At 41.8% G+C, this 17329-nt stretch carries 14 protein-coding genes; 4 read left to right on the forward strand and 10 right to left on the reverse strand.

The genetic code is table 11. The annotated features are described in order from the left end of the window. Positions 1-36: 36 nt before the first annotated feature. The 10 genes from ffh to FZC41_RS09455 form a co-directional block, all read right to left on the reverse strand. The gene (gene ffh, locus FZC41_RS09410) at positions 37-1377 is read right to left on the reverse strand and encodes a signal recognition particle protein (protein ID WP_148567161.1); all 1341 of its coding nucleotides are present in this window, start codon (positions 1375-1377) and stop codon (positions 37-39) included. Positions 1378-1386: 9 nt separating this feature from the next. After that, the gene (gene ylxM, locus FZC41_RS09415) at positions 1387-1743 is read right to left on the reverse strand and encodes a YlxM family DNA-binding protein (protein ID WP_148567162.1); all 357 of its coding nucleotides are present in this window, start codon (positions 1741-1743) and stop codon (positions 1387-1389) included. Positions 1744-1823: 80 nt separating this feature from the next. Beyond that, entirely contained in the window at positions 1824-2726 is a 903-nt protein-coding gene (ftsY, locus tag FZC41_RS09420; protein WP_148567163.1) for a signal recognition particle-docking protein FtsY, read from the reverse strand. Positions 2727-2765: 39 nt separating this feature from the next. Further along, a complete protein-coding gene (gene smc / locus FZC41_RS09425; RefSeq protein ID WP_148567164.1) occupies positions 2766-6338 on the reverse strand; it encodes a chromosome segregation protein SMC in 3573 nt (1190 codons plus the stop codon). A gap of 47 nt (positions 6339-6385) precedes the next feature. Next, positions 6386-7057: a ribonuclease III gene (gene rnc / locus FZC41_RS09430; RefSeq protein ID WP_148567165.1), complete on the reverse strand. Its 672-nt coding sequence runs from the start codon at positions 7055-7057 to the stop codon at positions 6386-6388. Positions 7058-7206: 149 nt separating this feature from the next. Beyond that, on the reverse strand, positions 7207-7431 hold the full coding sequence (gene acpP, locus FZC41_RS09435; protein ID WP_148567166.1) for an acyl carrier protein: 225 nt from the start codon (positions 7429-7431) through the stop codon (positions 7207-7209). Positions 7432-7434: 3 nt separating this feature from the next. Further along, a complete protein-coding gene (gene plsX, locus FZC41_RS09440) occupies positions 7435-8430 on the reverse strand; it encodes a phosphate acyltransferase PlsX (RefSeq protein WP_148567167.1) in 996 nt (331 codons plus the stop codon). Between the two features lie 106 nt (positions 8431-8536). Beyond that, positions 8537-8716, reverse strand: coding sequence for a 50S ribosomal protein L32 (gene rpmF, locus FZC41_RS09445; RefSeq protein WP_148567168.1), 180 nt, complete (start codon positions 8714-8716; stop codon positions 8537-8539). 32 nt (positions 8717-8748) lie between these two features. Continuing rightward, complete coding sequence (locus FZC41_RS09450) at positions 8749-9207, reverse strand: YceD family protein (RefSeq protein ID WP_148567169.1); 459 nt, start codon at positions 9205-9207, stop codon at positions 8749-8751. A 70-nt stretch (positions 9208-9277) separates the two neighbouring features. After that, complete coding sequence (locus tag FZC41_RS09455) at positions 9278-10468, reverse strand: acetate/propionate family kinase (protein WP_148567170.1); 1191 nt, start codon at positions 10466-10468, stop codon at positions 9278-9280. Positions 10469-10616: 148 nt separating this feature from the next. Here FZC41_RS09455 and FZC41_RS09460 point away from each other — a divergent pair, with 148 nt between their 5' ends. The 4 genes from FZC41_RS09460 to FZC41_RS09475 all read left to right on the forward strand — a co-directional run bounded on the left by FZC41_RS09460 (position 10617) and on the right by FZC41_RS09475 (position 17282). After that, positions 10617-11876: a tRNA(Met) cytidine acetate ligase gene (locus FZC41_RS09460; protein WP_170253937.1), complete on the forward strand. Its 1260-nt coding sequence runs from the start codon at positions 10617-10619 to the stop codon at positions 11874-11876. Beyond that, positions 11864-13420, forward strand: a complete 1557-nt coding sequence (locus tag FZC41_RS09465) for a carboxylesterase/lipase family protein (protein ID WP_148567172.1) — start codon at positions 11864-11866, stop codon at positions 13418-13420. Before FZC41_RS09460 ends, FZC41_RS09465 begins: the two co-directional genes overlap by 13 nt. Before the next feature lie 172 nt (positions 13421-13592). After that, positions 13593-16154: a chemotaxis protein CheW gene (locus tag FZC41_RS09470; RefSeq protein WP_243136688.1), complete on the forward strand. Its 2562-nt coding sequence runs from the start codon at positions 13593-13595 to the stop codon at positions 16152-16154. Positions 16155-16307: 153 nt separating this feature from the next. Next, a complete protein-coding gene (locus FZC41_RS09475) occupies positions 16308-17282 on the forward strand; it encodes a DMT family transporter (RefSeq protein WP_148567173.1) in 975 nt (324 codons plus the stop codon). Positions 17283-17329: the final 47 nt, after the last annotated feature.

The following is a 17329-nucleotide window of genomic DNA, read 5'->3' on the forward strand; positions in this document are numbered from 1 at the left end:
TATCTAAATGACATAGAGTCTTTGATAACATAATTTTTACATAAAAGGCAGCTTCATCCGGCCTTTTTTCGAAATATTGGAATTGGTCATTTGTTTCATCATTTTCTTTGACTGTTCAAAACCTTTTAATAAGCGATTGACATCAGCAACCTTGGTACCGCTGCCTAAAGCGATACGCTTTCTGCGGCCGGCATTAATGATCCCCGGTTTACTTCGTTCTTCGTTGGTCATGGACAAAATAATGGCTTCGGTGCGTTTAGTATCCGCCCCTGACAAATCCACATTCTTAAGCGCTTTTTTATTAGCGCCGGGCATCATTTCCAGCAAACTGCTGATGGAGCCCATATCCTCTATCTGTTTGATCTGGTCCAAGAAATCATTGAGATCAAAATCAATATTGTTTTTTAATTTTTCTTCTAATTTTTTAGCTTTTTCTTCATCCATCATGTTCTGGGCTTTGTCGATAAAGGATAATACATCCCCCATCCCCAAAATACGTGAAGCCATTCGGTCTGGATAAAAAAGCTCGATATCCGTCAATTTCTCACCGGTACCAATATATTTAATGGCTTTACCAATGGTGTAGGTAATTGATAAGGCGGCCCCCCCTCGGGTATCGCCATCGAGTTTTGTTAAAATGACTCCGGAAATATCCAAAAGACGATTAAACTCATTGGCCACATTCACGGATTCCTGACCGGTCATGCCATCTACGGTTAGCAGAATTTCGGTCGGTTCAATGGCTTCCTTGATATTGACCAACTCTGCCATTAACGTTTCGTCAATTTGCAACCGGCCGGCGGTATCCATAATCACCAGGTCATACTGTCCAGCCACGGCCTTTTGAAGCCCCCGTTTGGCAATGCCCACCGGGTCTTTGACATCATGTTCTGAATAGACATCGATATTTAATTCTTCACCCAAAATTTCAAGTTGTTTGATTGCCGCGGGACGATACACATCGCAGGCAACCAGCAAGGGTTTGAATTTTTTTTCTTTGCGCAGTAAATTAGCTAACTTACCCGCTGTCGTTGTCTTTCCGGCACCTTGTAAACCGACCATCATAAAGACATTTCGGCGTCCGTCGACAAAATCCATCCGTTCAATTTCACCGCCTAAAAGGGTTGTCATTTCATCCTTGACAATCTTAATAAACTGCTGTCCCGGCGTCAGGCTGTTCAAAACTTCCTGGCCCACGGCACGTTCGCTGATATTTTTTGTAAACTGCTTAACAACCTTAAAATTGACATCCGCTTCTAAAAGTGCAAGTTTAATCTCGCGGCTGACTTCCTGGATGTCTTTTTCATTAAGCTTGCCTTTGCGTTTAAGCTGGGAAAATATATTTTGAAATTTTTCGTTTAATCCTTCAAAGATCATGTGTCACCCTTAGTTTTCCTCACTGACTTTTTTCAGTTTTTCAACTACCACCATCAATTCGGATTTTAGCGTATCATCTCTTTCGCGATCTGCCAAACCCGATAAATCCTTTTGGATTTTCTCCAGAAGAATTTGCGATTTCAAAAATTTATTGATAAGTCCAAGTTTTTCTTCATAAACTTGCATCATGGCTTTAGAGCGTTTAATAACATCAAATATTCCTTGTCGGGTCACCGACATGACCTCGGCAATTTCGGCCAGACTATAATCATCATCATAATAGTACTCTAAAATCTGCTTCTGCTTTTGCGTTAACAACTCACCATAAAAATCAAATAAATACTGTTCTCCGACTTTCTTTTCCATATGCACCTTCGTTAAATCGTAAAGGAATTTTACTTGACGACTTAATTATTGTAAGTCCTGGCGGGGGAAATGTCAAGCATTTATTCAAATAAGAGATCAACAAATTTTTTCGGATCAAAGTCAATTAAATCCTCGGATTTTTCTCCGATTCCGACATATTCAATCGGAATTTGCATTTCGTCGATAATCGAAATGGCAATCCCGCCTTTGGCTGTTCCATCCAGTTTGGTTAGGATGATGCCACTGATATCGACGCAGTCGTGAAAGACCTTCGCCTGATTGATGGCATTTTGTCCGGTTGTGGCATCCAATATCATCAGATTATGAATGGTGAACCCTTCCCCTTCCCGGATAATGATACGGCTTATCTTTTGAAGCTCGTTCATGAGATTTACCTTGTTGTGCAGCCGACCGGCGGTATCACATAACAAGATATCCGCATTTCGTGCTTTGGCCGCGCCAATGGCATCAAAAACTACGGCTCCGGGGTCAGCGCCGGTGGTACTTTTGACAATATCCACGCCAACCCGCTGTGCCCACTCATCCAACTGTTCAGCGGCCGCTGCTCTAAAGGTATCCGCCGCGGCAATAACCACTTTTTTTCCCTGGCTTTTGTAACGGCTGGCCAGCTTGGCAATGGTGGTTGTTTTTCCCACGCCATTGACCCCTACCACCAACATAATCGTTGGACCCTGGGGTTTGACAGCCTCCACCTGAACCATCTCGATCAGAATTTCTTTCAAGAAGCCCATCACCTCTTCTTTACTTTTAGAGTGGGTCTCTTTGATTTTTTTCCGCAGGGCTTCCGTGATTTTTACCGATGTTTGAGCCCCTAAATCCGAGAGAATCAGTGTTTCTTCTAACTCATCAAAGAAATCATCGTCAAAACTGCCCATATACATGACATTTTCTATTTTTTCTTTAAAATTATCCTTTGTTTTAACCAGGCGGTTACGCATCCGTTCGTATAAACTTAATTCCATTTTAGCCTCCTTTGGTTTTAGTTTTATTTACCTTTGATTTTAGACATAATCCGTGAGTCGCACCGATACTAATTGCGACGCTCCATCTCGCGACATCGAAACGCCATAAAGATTATCGCAGACCTCCAAGGTTGTGCGCCGATGGGTAATGACAATAAACTGATTGTGCTCCGATATTTTCTCTAAATAATTTGTGTAGCGATAAATGTTACGATCATCGAGAGCCGCATCCACCTCATCAATCACACAAAACGGCGAGGGATTGATTTCCAAAAAAGAAAAGAGCAGGGATATCGCCACCATTGATTTTTCGCCGCCTGAGAGCAGCGATATATGCCGCAGCCGTTTTCCCGGCGGTTGCGCCACCAATTCGATGCCGCCTTCCAAAATATTGGTTGGATCGGTGAACTCTAAGTATGCCCGTCCCCCTTCAAACAGAATGCTGAAAATCCGGGTGAAATTTTCCTGAAGTTTAATAAAGTTATTCTTAAACTGTTCGGTCATGGCATCATACAAGGTATTAATGATATCTAAAATTTCACTTTTTGCTGCAGTCAAATCATCCAGCTGTTTTTTCATGAAATCATGCCGGGTTAATATTTCTTCGTATTCATCAATGGCATTTAAATTAACATTTCCCAGGGCGGCAATTTTTCCTTTGAGGAGGCGTTGCCGCTCTTCTGATAAATCCAGTTCATCCAGCTGTTGATTTGCCGCCAACTGATGATAGGCATCCTCGACCATTAAATAGTTCATCTCATAGCTTTTATAGATGTTGTCTTCCCAGTTGCTGATCTGGATTTGCAGACCATTAATCTTGGTGGTTAATGTATTTTTTTCATCATTATTGATGATCAGCTGATGGTTGTCGTTTTTAATTTCTTCTTGAAGAGTCTCTAATCGCCGTGCATTGTTTTTTTGCTGCTCCACCGCGGTTTTGTTTTTGTCCCGACGCGATTCGATCGCTTTTCTCAGTCGGATCGACTCTTCCGCCAGATTTTTTTGTTTTTGCAAAAGTTCCGCAGTGCCCTGCTCGTAACTTTTCATTTCTTCTGCTAATGAATTTTTTCGATCCGTTTGTTGGGTTAACTGCTCATGGATCAAGTGCAGCTGCTGGTCAAAACCGGCCATTTCACCTTTTATCTGAGTAATCGCTAATTGGCTTGCCGATATCTTTGAACGAAAGGTATCCAGCCGGGAACGGATTTCCTCCGAATTCTCATCGGCTTCCGGCCCTTTGGTAAGCTCTTTGACGTCGTTATAGGCTTTTTCTGTATTTTCTAATTCAGCATCTTGCTGCTGAAGATGCTGCGCTAAAAGCTGTGTTTTTTCTTCCAACTCACTGATGGATCGAGTCGTTTCGGTATTTTTCTTAGTTAAATCTTCAGCCATCTTATTTTTTTCCCACAGGGTCTGTTTGCAAAGATTGAACTGATTTTCAAGTGTTTTCAATTCTTCCGCCTTTTTTATCACGGATCGTTGCTTGTCTTCTGTTTGCTTCTTGATGGCATTCAAAGCTTTTTCCTGTTCTGCCATTTCTTTTTCCAGGTTTGCTATTTCTATTTTTTTTGAAAGTGGTGATTGACGATTGTCCTTGCTTTGTCCCCCGACAATAGCCCCCCCGGGATAGAAGATTTCCCCTTCCAGGGTGACAATGGTAAATTTGGAAGCCAGTTTTCTTTGAATATCTTTTCCTGCCGAAAAGTCTTTCGCGACAATGATTCGGCCTAAAAGACTATCAATGGCTTTTTGATAGACAACCGCTGTTTTAACCAGCTCACTGGCAATCCCTTCAACACCGGACAGGTTTTGAAGTGTCTGTCTGGTTCTTTCATCAATGGAACTATACCGCAGGTTGTCCAAAGGTAAAAAGGTCGCCCGTCCCAGGCGTTCTTTTTTCAGAAGATCAATGCAATTGCTGGCCACTTTCACGCTGGCGACGACAATGTTTTGACTTTTGGCACCTAAAGCGATATCAATCGCCTGGAGATAGCGGGAATCCGTGGAAATCAGTTCCCCTACCGGACCATATACTTCATGGATAACCGGTCCCAACATTTTTTCTGAGGTCATTAACTTTCGAATGGTGGGAAAGTAATCCTGATAATTTTTTTGGATGTTTTTTAAGTACTCCACCTTGGAAGCATTAACCTTTAGGTTGTTGGCGATAAGGTGTTCTTGATTTAGACGATTTTTTTGGCCCTCCACTTCTTGATTGTAATCAATCTGAAGGTTTTTATAGGCTTCCTGTCGCTGTTTAATCTCTTCGATTAGCGTATTAATATTTTCTTTTACACTTTTAAGGTCCTTTTGTAACAGCGCTTGGCTTTCACTGGATTCCGCTAAACGATTTTTTACAAAAACCGCTTCTGTCTTTATTTCCTGAATGCCGGACCGCAGCTCCAGCCGTTTTTCCTCAAGACTGTCACAGGTTGATTGATGATTTAAGACCGCCGCTTGCTGTGCTTTGACCCGCTCCTTTTCTTGCTGTTCTGCTAAAATCAGCTCATTAAAGGAATGCTCCAGTTTTTCATGCTGCGCTTGATGTTTTTTTAAATTCTGGGCAAGGGTTTCTTTTTCGGTGTCTACCCCTGTTATTCTTTCCTGGGTGGCGTTTATTCGCGAAAGAAGGGTCCTCCATTCTGCTTTCAAGCGTTCCTGGGTGATCTCATTCGCTTCCAACTGACTTTTACAGCGAATCTCTTCTCGCTGAACACCATCAAAGTCATCCTTTATCGTGGCAAGGCCCTTTTTCTCATTATCCTCTAATAAATCCAATTCCCGATTTTCGATGGTTAGCTTCTGATAGCAGGCATCTTTTTCGGCAATTGTTTTTTCAGCCGATTCACACTGTTTTATTTGAAGCGTCAGTTTGTTTTTAAGATTTTCAAGATCCTTGAGCGCGACACTCATCTTGGCGTGAAAAACGACCAAGTCCACGGTTTTTAGCTCTTCATGAAGAATCAGCCAACTCTTTGCTTTGCGGGACTGATTTTTTAAAGGGCCCAGTTGTTTTTCTATTTCCATCATAATATCCCGCAAACGGTCTAAGTGGCCCTGGGTTTGCTCGAGTTTCTTTTCGGCTTCGTTTTTTTTCGTTTTATAGGAGACAATACCAACCGCTTCTTCGAAAATATTTCTAAGTTCTGCGGGCGAACTGGCGATAATGCTTTCAATTCCGCCCTGACTGATCAGAGAATAGCCATTTTTACCTAAACCGGTATCCATAAAAAGGCGCTGTACCTCTTTGAGCTTGCAGCTCTTCTTGTTAATGGCATAATCACTTTCCCCGGTTCGATACAATTTTCTTGAAATCGCCACTTCTTGCGGATAATTTTCCAGAGCGCCGTCTTGATTGTCCAAAACCAAAACAACCTCGGCATAGCCGGAGGCTTGTTTTTTTTCTGTACCTGAGAAGATAACATCTTCCATTTTTTTTCCCCGCAGAGATTTAATGCTTTGCTCACCCAGCACCCATTTAATCGCATCGGTGATATTGCTTTTCCCGCTGCCGTTAGGGCCCACAATCGCTGAGATTCCCTTTGAAAACTCAAAGGTGACCGGGTCAGCAAATGATTTAAACCCCGACAATCGCAATTTTTTTAAATACAAGCCATCACCTCAGTTCCTTCCGATCTTGTCTGTAAAAGTCAACTTAATTATTTTTCTTGAATCGTCTTTACTTCCAGCAGGTAGTTTTTGGCAGCGTTCTGCTCGCCTTCTTTTTTGCTTTTTCCAATTCCCTGACTGACAGATTCCCCGTTAAAAATCAAATTGATATAAAAGGTTTTATTATGTTCCGGCCCATCTGATCTGTCCAAGGTATATTCAATTACATTATCGTTGTTTTTTTGAATATATTCCTGAAGTTCGGTTTTATAATCTTTTACCAACGCACCGCTTAATGCCAGATGAATGTTGTTTTCCAGCAGCCGCAGGACTACTTCCTTTGTCGTTTCAAAATCGCTATCCAAAAAAACCGCACCAATCAGGGCTTCAAAGGCATTGGCAAGATTTGATTTGCGATGTCTTCCCCCGGTTACGATTTCACCTTTTCCCAAAAATATATGTTCCCCTAATTCGAGATCGCAAGCAGCCTTTGAAAGAGACTCGGCACATACAATATTGGAACGGATTTTCGTCATTTTACCCTCAGATAATTTGTGAGATATAAATAAATACTCACTGATAATCAGTTCCAATACTGCATCCCCCAAGAATTCGAGACGCTCATTATTTGTCGTATTCCCTGAATGCGAACTATGTGTTAAAGCGATTTTCAGCAGTTCTCTTTTTTTAAAAATATAGCCAATTTTTTTTTCTATTGTCATCTGGTATCCCCCCTTAACAATAACTCAAAACAGCCTCTCTAAAGTTTCTCCTTAACTCGCAGACAGTCGCCAAATGGGTATCTTACACACACTTGGCGACCGCCCATGAACCACAACGAAACTCAGATTGTGTGTTTCTTGCAGCTTTTTTATGAAATGGCATTAAGGATATCCTCAACCGTGTGAATATCTTCCAGTGCATCGTCAGCAACTTTCGTTCCAAATTCATCTTCAAACGCCATGATCAGCTCAACAATATCTAGTGAATCCGCTTCCAGATCATCAATGAGTGAGGTTTCAAGAGTAATTTTTTCAATATCAACATCGAGCTGTTCCGAAATAATTGCAGTCACTTTTAAAAATCGTTCATCCATGATTTACGCCTCCATTTTTTTAGCATTTTCTGATATTTTTTTCAAAACATCATTTTCAACAAATTTAATACTTTGGCGGATAGCATTTTTGATGGCATAAGCATCACTGCTTCCATGGGCTTTAATGATGCCGCCTTTTACACCTAAAAAGGGTGCTCCGCCATACTCTGCATAATCAAACTGTTTTTTAAAGTTTTTTAAGTTGTCTTTAATCAACATGCCACCAATTTTTCCTTTGGTACTGCTCAAGATTGATTTCTTGATTCCCTTAATGATAAAATCAGCCGTTCCTTCAGTTAGCTTTAGGACAACATTACCCGTAAATCCATCACACACTAAAACATCGGCCTTTGTTTCCATGATATCGCGCGCTTCAACATTGCCCAAAAAATTAAAGTCTCCAGCCTCCAGCAGCTCGTAAGCCGCTTTTACAAGGGTGTTTCCTTTTTTTGCTTCCGCACCGATATTAATCAGGCCAATGCTGGGATTTATTTTTCCCAAAACATTTTCTGAATAAATTTTCCCCAATTGTGCAAACTGTTCCAAATATTCGGGTTTGCAGTCTGCATTTGCGCCCGTATCAATGAGTAAAAACACACCATCATTCTTGGGGATTGTCGCTGCCAGGGCCGGTCGTTTGATGCCTTTAATGCGGCCCAGTTTTAAAAGCCCCCCCGATAGGAGCGCTCCGGTGCTGCCGGCTGAAATAAGCACGGCATTTTCACGCGTTTTCATTTCTTCCAGAGCTACCACCAGGGATGAATCCGGTTTACGGCGAATGGCCATTGCCGGCTCTTCGCTGTTTTCAATAACCGTTTCGGCAGGTAGAATTTCTATTTTGTCTTTAGGGTAGTCGTATTTTGAAAGCTCGTCTTCGATGACTGACCTTCGCCCCACAAGGGTAAGCGTTACGCCATATTCTTTAACTGCATCAACGGCACCCTTGACAATTTCATAGGGGGCATTGTCTCCGCCCATCGCATCTAAAAATATATTCAAAATAACCCTCTCTTTTTTTTATCTATTGTCCCGAAAAAACTCACTTCAACCAATACGGTCTGAAAAAATAATCCCGGATAGAGAAAAAACAGAGTCTAAACTCTGTTTATTCGTCAAAACTAAGAACGCTAACGTCTTTGTATGTTCCACAAGACTTGCAAACTCGATGTGGTAATTTAATCTCACCGCATTTTGGACAAGTACTCATCCCCGGAATATTTAATTTGTAATGTGTTCTTCTTTTGTCTCTTCTGGACTTAGAAGTTTTTCTCTTTGGTACAGCCATCACTTACACCTCCTAATAGTAAAGTCATTCACTTACAATAGCTTTTTTAATGCTTCAAATCGAAGATCTAAATCATCGGATTTTTCACAGTCGCATTGTTTGTGATTTAAATTATTGCCACATTTTGGACACAAACCCGCACAATCTTCACGGCATAACACGCGGTAAGGCTCATTAATATAAATACATTCTTCAACAATGGGCAAAAGATCGAGGGTGGTCACACCATCTTCAACCGTTACCGTATCTGAATATTCATAACAACAATCGATTGGGGTTGGTTCCAGGCAACGCGCACAAGGATAGATCATGGTCATCTCGATGGTGAAAGACACAAGAAAAGTACCACGTGATATTTTCTCAATGGTTCCACGAATCAACCCACCATTTTCATCCAGTTTTCCCTCTATCTCATTAAAATCCGTATTTTTTACAACAAATTCAAAAGGGATTATTTCTTCCTGTAATAGCTTATTGATTTCAAAATTCATATTATCACTCCAAACGGGCAATCATCATTATATAGACGATTGCCCGTTTTGTCAAGTAAAATACTTTACATTATTTAACTAAAGAAAGGGTGTCTCTGGCAATCATTAATTCTTCATTCGTTGGAATGACCATAACGGTGGTTTTGGAATCTTTATCCGAAATGATCGTTGCTTCGCCACGTTTGCTGTTAGCAACCGGATCAAGCTTAATTCCCAGGAATTTCAAGCCATTGCAGATGGCCTGACGTGAGGTTGAAGAATTTTCGCCCAGACCGGCCGTAAAGATGATTCCGTCGACGCCGTTCATAGCGGCTACATATTCGCCAATAGTGGTGATGACGCGGTAGTGGTAAATATCAAGCGCCAATTTTGCGCGTTGGTTGCCTTTATTTGCGGCACTTTCGACATCACGGAAGTCTGAGCTGACGCCGGAAACCCCAAGCACACCAGATTTTTTATTCATGATGTTGTCAATTTCGTCAATGGCATAGCCTTTGTTTGCCAGGAAAGGAATGATCGCTGGATCGATATCACCGCATCGTGTTCCCATTTCCAAACCGGCAAGTGGGGTTAATCCCATGGAAGTGTCAACTGATTTGCCATTAAGAACAGCACAAAGGCTGGCTCCGTTTCCTAAATGACAGGAAATAAGTTTTAAGTCTTCAATTTTTTTGCCCATTAAATCGGCAGCTTCACGGCTTACAAATTTATGGGATGTCCCGTGGAAGCCATATTTTCTAATTTTATATTTTTCATATAATTCATATGGCAGGGGATACATATAGGCTTTTGCCGGCATCGTTTGATGGAAGGCGGTATCAAAAACAGCAACCATCGGAACGGTTGGCAATAATTCCTGACAAGCGCGGATACCAATCAGGTTGGCCGGATTGTGAAGCGGTGCCAATTCAGAAACAACTTCCAATTGGTTAATAACATCGGCATCAATAATTACAGAATCCGTGAAAGCTTCTCCGCCATGTACAGTTCGGTGTCCCACTGCAGAAATCTCATCTAAAGACTTAATGACCCCATGATTTGGATCGACTAAAGCGGCCATTAAAATATTTAAAGCATCCTTATGGCTTGGCATCGGTTGTTCAAATTTTACTTTGTCCTGACCTGGTGCTTCATGAGTCAAAACAGATCCATCAATACCGATTCTTTCGGCTAAACCCTTAGCTAAAACTTCTTCGTTGGACATATCAAGCAACTGATATTTAAGTGAAGAACTACCGCAGTTAATAACAAGTACATTCATTAATAATTACTCTCCTTTAGTTTTTGATTGATTACATATCGTACGTCCTATATAATAACAGTTAAAGTAAAATAATTCCATTATTTTTTTGTCATATTGCTATAAATTCTAAAAATATTGCTATTTTTTTAACATAAGGGAGGCTATTGTGAAAATTCTTGGTGTTATTGCCGAATATAATCCGTTTCATAAAGGCCATGCCTGGCAAATTAACGAATCCCAAAAAAGGAGTCAATGCGATGCCGTGATGGCTCTGATGAGCGGAAGCATTACGCAACGCGGCGACTTTGCTATCCTTAATAAGTGGGAACGGACGCAACTGGCATTATCCTCCGGGGTGGATCTTGTCTGTGAATTGCCCGTTGCCTATGCCTGCCAAAGTGCCGAGGCCTTTGCCAGCGGCGGGATAAAAATTTTAAATGCCACCCGTGTCTGTGATGTGCTTTCTTTTGGTTCCGAGGGCGGTGCCTTAGACCCGTTGAATAACCTGGCAAAATTCTTAGTTGCGGAACCGCCTGAATTTAAATCCGTTCTTAAGGAAGCTTTGTCCGCCGGGGTATCCTTTCCCAAAGCCCGCATGATCGCTATTGACCAGCTGCTGGGAAACGAAGCCAGCACACTGCTGAGAACCCCTAATAATATTTTAGCGATTGAATACCTTAAGTCTCTTTACAGGACTCATAGTTTAATCAGTCCCCTGACCGTACCACGTCAGGGCTGCGGTTATCATAGTTTGGCAACTTCTGACTATCTCAGCGCCAGCGGAATCCGTAACATTCTCAAAGATGCGCTGACTAAAACCGAATCTGAAAAAACAACATTAAGTGCTTTATCCCGCAGTCTTCCCTACCCGGTTGAAAAACTATTCTGCCCTTTAAAACAAAATTATCATCTTGACGGTGATGAACGCTTTTTGAACGCCTTGCGCCTCCAGATTCTTTCTCAGGATGTTTATCATCTCAAAAGCACCCCCTATGTTTCGGAAGGTTTGGAGCACAAAATTAGGGATGCCGTTAAAACTGCAGAAACCCTGGATGAATTAGTGAATGCCATTATTTCTAAACGCATTCCCAAAACCCGGGTCCTCCGGATTTTAAGCAATCGGGTTTTGGAATTGCATCAGCAAACCTTAGCGACCCTTCAAGCCGACGCTTTTTTTCCCTACCTGCGCGTTCTCGGCTTTAACAAAACCGGACAAGCCATTCTAAAAAAAATCAAAACCCACAGTGACCTTCCGATTTTGACAAATCTTAAAAAAAGCGAATCTTGTTTGAACGCCGATCAAAGAAAAATGCTATACTACGATTGCCGGGCCACGGATTTGCACAATTTATTTTATGAAAATAATTATTGCTATCATCGCGACTATACCCAAAGCCCGATAAGGAGAAACGAATGTCATTTTTAAACAGCGATAAACCCAAGATACCCAAGCGGCCGATACTCAATCCCCCCTGCGGTCCGGTGCTGGGACAATTTCACAAGGGCATCACCAGCTTTAAAGGCATTCCCTATGCCCTGCCGCCAATTGGCAATCACCGGTTTAAGGCCCCAGAGCCGCTGCCGCCCTGGGTAGAAATCCGAGAGTGCTTAAAACCCGGCAATGCTTCCCTGCAAATGGGCGGCATTACCATTGATTCCCCCGGCACTTATCAAATGGAAGGGAAAAGCGAGGATTGTCTGTTTCTGAACGTCTGGACCCCGGCAACCACACCTGAAAAACGATATCCGGTTTATGTTTTTATCCATGGCGGCGCCTTTGCCACCGGTTCCGGTTCCGACATGGTTTATGACGGCTTTCGAATGGCTCAGGAAGGGGTGGTGGTGGTAACCATCAATTACCGGTTGGGAGCGCTTGGCTTTCTAGCGACCCAAGGTCTTTTGGAAGAATCCGGGACAACCGGAAACTACGGCATCCTGGATCAAATTCAGGCCCTTCATTGGGTTCAAAAAAACATTGAAGCCTTCGGCGGCGATCCCAGCCAGGTGACCATCGGCGGACAATCCGCCGGAGCCTACAGCGTCACTGCGCTGATGCTCTCACCTCTTGCCAAAGGACTTTTTCATCAGGCCGTGGTCGAAAGCGGTTCCATTTTTTCCGTTCCTGCCTTTGCCATGCTCAATCGTGGGGATTTAAAAAAAACTATGGCGAATGGCCATCTTTTTTGTGAACTGTATGGCATCAAAGATACCCGAGAAGGTCTGGACCAGCTAAGGTCTCTGCCTGGCGAAATGCTGGCGGCCCTATCGATGGTGAAATCCGATCAGTCGACCGTACCGAATGCCTTCGGCTTTTGGCCGGTTTACGACGGCGTGGTGCTTCCCAAAGACCCGGTGGCCGCTCTCAAAAATGGCGAAGTCAACAAAGTAAAAGTTCTGATTGGTTATAACACGAACGAATCGACCTTATTTATCAAGGGGCATACCAATTTGGGCATTTATGAAATGCTATGCTATCATATTTTTGGTTCGGAGCATGCGCCTGCCGTCATGAATTATTTTAAAGTCGACAACGACCATTCCCCCTTAGCGCGAATGCTGGAAATCTATACCCATTCGGCTTTTTTAATTGGCATGGTAATGATGGCTAAGAAATATGCCGATCTGGGCTTAGATGTATATTTTTATAATTTTGACTATGATCCGGCGATTCTAAAAATTGTCGGTTTAAACACGGCTCATGGGATGGAACTGCCATTCGTTTTTGGCAATGGAATCGGTCAGCGCCGTGCCACTAAAATCAGCAAACTATCATGGATTATGCAGCAATCCTGGACGAACTTTATAAAATTTGGAGATCCCAATTTTAAACAAGCCTATAAAGGACTAATCGGCTGGCCAAAGTTTGATACTGAAAAAAAACATATCCTGGTGTTTGACGCCAAATTGTCCAGTATTGTGCTGCCCGGCCAAAATGATTTAGATTTTTTAGAAAATCTGATGTTTAACTGAAAAATAATGCGTAGCTCCCACAAATGACTGATCATGCAAACCTTTTATTTTCTCTAAATGCCTTGCAAACTGATGAAGAAAATGCTACATTAATACTAAATAATATAGCAAAGATGCTTAAACTGGGATATTTTTACCACTAAGCATCTTTTTATTAAACAGGAGAATATTGATGATAATTTACAAACAAAGTGACTTTCTTAACAACATGCCGGATGTCCAGGAATGCAATAAAAGTATTTCTGACTTAAATGATCAATGGGATAATATTAAACTTTTGTCTGAAATCAATTGTCCCATCCAGTCAAAAAGTGTCCTTCCCAATATGACAAAAATACAAAATGGTTTTTGTGATTTGCAACATGAACTCATTGATACTCTGGTATTTGAAAAATTAAAAAAGATGGAGCAGAAGATCGTTTCAAAAACTCAGGTAGCCATCGATATCCTGATTCGAAACCTTTTTGAAAGAACCGCTGATATCGGTTTTTTAGCCACCGACGATGATATTCGGCGCTTTGTTGAAAACGATGAACGAACCGATAGTGACCGCAATGTTATTCTGAGCCGGATGCGCGAATACGTGGCAAAATATTCCGTTTACGAAGACATCATCGTGCTTGATCGAAACTATCAGGTGCTGGCAAATCTCGATGAAAAGAACAATATTCTGGGCAAAAGGATCAAAGGCCCGAATCTTACCAAAACCATGAGTGGCGAACAGAACTTTGTTGAATATTTTAAGAACTCTAAATTGCAGTATGGGGAGAAGAATTCTCATATATTTTCAAGCCGAATCTGTAAAGAAGGTACCTCGGAAACCATTGGTCTCATCTGTCTGTGTTTTCGCTTTGAAAATGAAATGAAGCAGATTTTCGAGAAACTAACCAATGATTATGACGGATCGGTCATAACGATTATTGATGATACCAATACCGTTATTGCCAGCAGTGATGAAAATCATGTTCCCATCGGTATCAACGTTGAATCGGTTGAATCCGGCGAGAATGGCGTTGTCTACTACCGCGGTTCCGACTACATTTCTAAAACCATTTCTACCCAGGGATATCAAAAATACTTCGGTCTGGGTTGGAAGGGGCATGTCATGTTGCCGCTTCGCCTTGCCTTCCGAGATAATCGCAATCTTAATAATATTGATTCAACCGTTTCATCCGGACTGATGCGTCAGGCTGATTCTTTTTCCACTGAACTTAACGAGATTATCAATAAAACCCAAACGATCAATGGTTCGCTCAAACGCATTGTCTATAATGGTCAAATTATAGCCCGGGATGACAGTATTGATGCCGAATATTCTCGTTTGAAGCCCATATTAAGAGCAATCGGTCGCATCGGAACCAATACCAGCAATCTTTTTGAAAGTTCGGTTTCAAGCCTGTTTTCAACGGTTGTATCCACTAGTCTTGTTGATACCGGCTTTCTTGCCTCTCTTTGTGTGGACATTATGGATCGAAATCTATACGAACGTGCCAACGACTGTCGCTGGTGGGCATTGGATTCAACCATTCGTCGGATCCTGGCAAAAAATGAAATAGATCCTACCAGCCAAAATAAATTGACTGATATTTTATCCTATATCAATGATCTTTATACTGTTTACAGCAATATATTTGTTTTTGATCTAACCGGGACCATTGTTGCCGTTTCCAATCCAAACCATTCGGAGGATATTGGCAAAACACTGACCACGCCTTTTATCAGTGAGATACTAATGAACTCACAACCTGAAAAATATTTTGTATCGCCATTTGAAAAATCCGATTTATATGATAATCGCCATACCTATATTTATGGTGCCTCCATTACTGATTTCAATAACAGCAGCCGAACCGTTGGCGGTATCGGTATTGTCTTCGACAGTGAAGACCAATTTAAAACCATCTTACAGGAATCTCTCAACACCGATAATGATACTTTTGCCGTATTTGCAGACAGAAATAAAAAAATCATCTCCTCCACCAATGATGCCTATGAAGTTGGCGAAATGCTTAATCTGCCGGATGAGCTCTTCACTGTTTCCAATGGCAATACCCGATCTGAAATTCTGGTTTATGAGAACTGCTACTATTCAATCGGGTGTGCCTGCTCTGCCAGTTATCGGGAATATAAAAACTCAGATGGATACAAAAACGATGTGATCGCTTTTGTTTTTGAAAAGATGGCGAATTATTCAGAAATGCCACCGGAAAAAGCAGTATACAAAGAAATCGAACAATCCGATTTTGCCTTTTCGATGAGTGCTGAATCTAAGAAACTGGCAACCTTTGTCATCAACGGACAGGTTTACGGTTTGGAACAGTCTTATGTCGTCGAGGCACTGGAAGCAAGTAAAGCAATTTCGGTCCCCGGTACAAACAGTGTCATCCGCGGTGCCGTGGAATTCAATGAAAGCTATTACGCCGTTGTTGACGCTCTCGCTCTTTTTGACAAAAATGAGCCAAGTCTCAACGCAACCCATCTGCTGATGCTTAAGCTTTCGGATACGGAAATGATTGCCATCCAAGTTGAAAAACTCGTCAGTGTCTTGGAAATCAGTTTAAAGGACATCCAACCGGTGAGTGTTTCTTCAGCGATTACCGGTATTATTTGTTTAACTGACGGTTCTGATCGCACCATTCTGGAAATGGATCCCCAAATCATACTTGCAAAATTAGCCGAAAACCAGGTGGATGAAGACTTAGCGGCCGCTCTGCCGCTGCTGGAAAGCAGATAGTCAGTCTTATCACTTTTAATCCCTTTGTCCATCTATAAAGCAAAAAAAACAAAAAATCATATTTCCCCTCCCTAAATTGGGTTATAATATATAAGTTAACATTCATCAAGAAAGCACTTCGCAAAACATTTGCTTAATTTAGGGAGAAAAAATTTGAAAAAAGGATATCTTTACATTGTTTTATCAACGGTTCTATTCAGCTCAATGGAAATTGCGCTGAAAATGTTTTCTAATGCATTCAATCCGGTCCAGTTGACATTTCTGCGTTTTCTGATCGGTTCATTTATTCTAATGCCATTTGCCATCAAAGGACTGCGCAACAGAAATGTCCATTTGAAAGCCAAAGACTTTTATTTTTTTGCCATGACGGGATTCCTTTGCGTTATGGTCAGCATGATACTATACCAGATGGCAATTGTCTATTCACCCGCATCCATTGTGGCGGTTCTGTTTAGCTGTAACCCCGTCTTCGTCGTCCTGTTCGCCTATTTTATCTTACATGAAAAGATATACAAATACACGATTGTTTCTCTGATTATCAGCGTGATCGGCATTATCGTCATTATTAACCCGTGGCACATGTCTGGTGCTAATAGCATGCTCGGCATGACCTTAACCATTCTCGCTGCCATCGTCTTTGCCTTATACAACGTCGTCGGACGTAAGTACAGCGAACGATTCGGTGGTATCGCCCTAACTTGCTTCAGTTTTTTGTTTGGCAGTATGGAAATGATTTTATTGATTTTCATTACGCGAATAAATGTCGTTTCTGTTTTTTTTACCCAGATTGGCTTAAAATCATTTGCCAGTGTTCCGATTCTTCAGGGAATCAACGGCCATACGCTTCCCGGCTTGATCTATGTTGGCATATTTGTTACCGGACTCGGCTATACCTTTTATTTTCTCGCGATGGAAGAAACCTCTGCCGCAACAGCCTCGCTGGTATTCTTTATTAAACCCGTCCTTGCCCCCATATTGGCGCTGATCATCTTACATGATGTCATCACAGTCAACATGACTGTCGGGATTATTTTAATCATTACCGGATCGCTTATTTCTTTCATTCCCGGTTTGAGGTTAAAAAAGAAAGCTGTTTTGAAAGAAGATATTGAATCTTTCCGACCTTAAATTTTTCAAGCCAAAAAGAAACTAGTCGTTAATTTGACCGATTGACA

The sequence above is a fragment of the Acetobacterium paludosum genome (assembly GCF_008086595.1).
GTDB lineage: Bacteria > Bacillota > Clostridia > Eubacteriales > Eubacteriaceae > Acetobacterium > Acetobacterium paludosum.

Coding starts and splice junctions, on each gene's coding strand:
- ffh (WP_148567161.1), bottom strand. CDS start 1,377: ATGATCTTTGAAGGATTAAACGAAAAATTTCAAAATATATTTTCCCAG.
- ylxM (WP_148567162.1), bottom strand. CDS start 1,743: ATGGAAAAGAAAGTCGGAGAACAGTATTTATTTGATTTTTATGGTGAG.
- ftsY (WP_148567163.1), bottom strand. CDS start 2,726: ATGGAATTAAGTTTATACGAACGGATGCGTAACCGCCTGGTTAAAACA.
- rnc (WP_148567165.1), bottom strand. CDS start 7,057: ATGACAATAGAAAAAAAAATTGGCTATATTTTTAAAAAAAGAGAACTG.
- acpP (WP_148567166.1), bottom strand. CDS start 7,431: ATGGATGAACGATTTTTAAAAGTGACTGCAATTATTTCGGAACAGCTC.
- rpmF (WP_148567168.1), bottom strand. CDS start 8,716: ATGGCTGTACCAAAGAGAAAAACTTCTAAGTCCAGAAGAGACAAAAGA.
- FZC41_RS09450 (WP_148567169.1), bottom strand. CDS start 9,207: ATGAATTTTGAAATCAATAAGCTATTACAGGAAGAAATAATCCCTTTT.
- FZC41_RS09455 (WP_148567170.1), bottom strand. CDS start 10,468: ATGAATGTACTTGTTATTAACTGCGGTAGTTCTTCACTTAAATATCAG.
- FZC41_RS09465 (WP_148567172.1), top strand. CDS start 11,864: ATGTCATTTTTAAACAGCGATAAACCCAAGATACCCAAGCGGCCGATA.
- FZC41_RS09470 (WP_243136688.1), top strand. CDS start 13,593: ATGATAATTTACAAACAAAGTGACTTTCTTAACAACATGCCGGATGTC.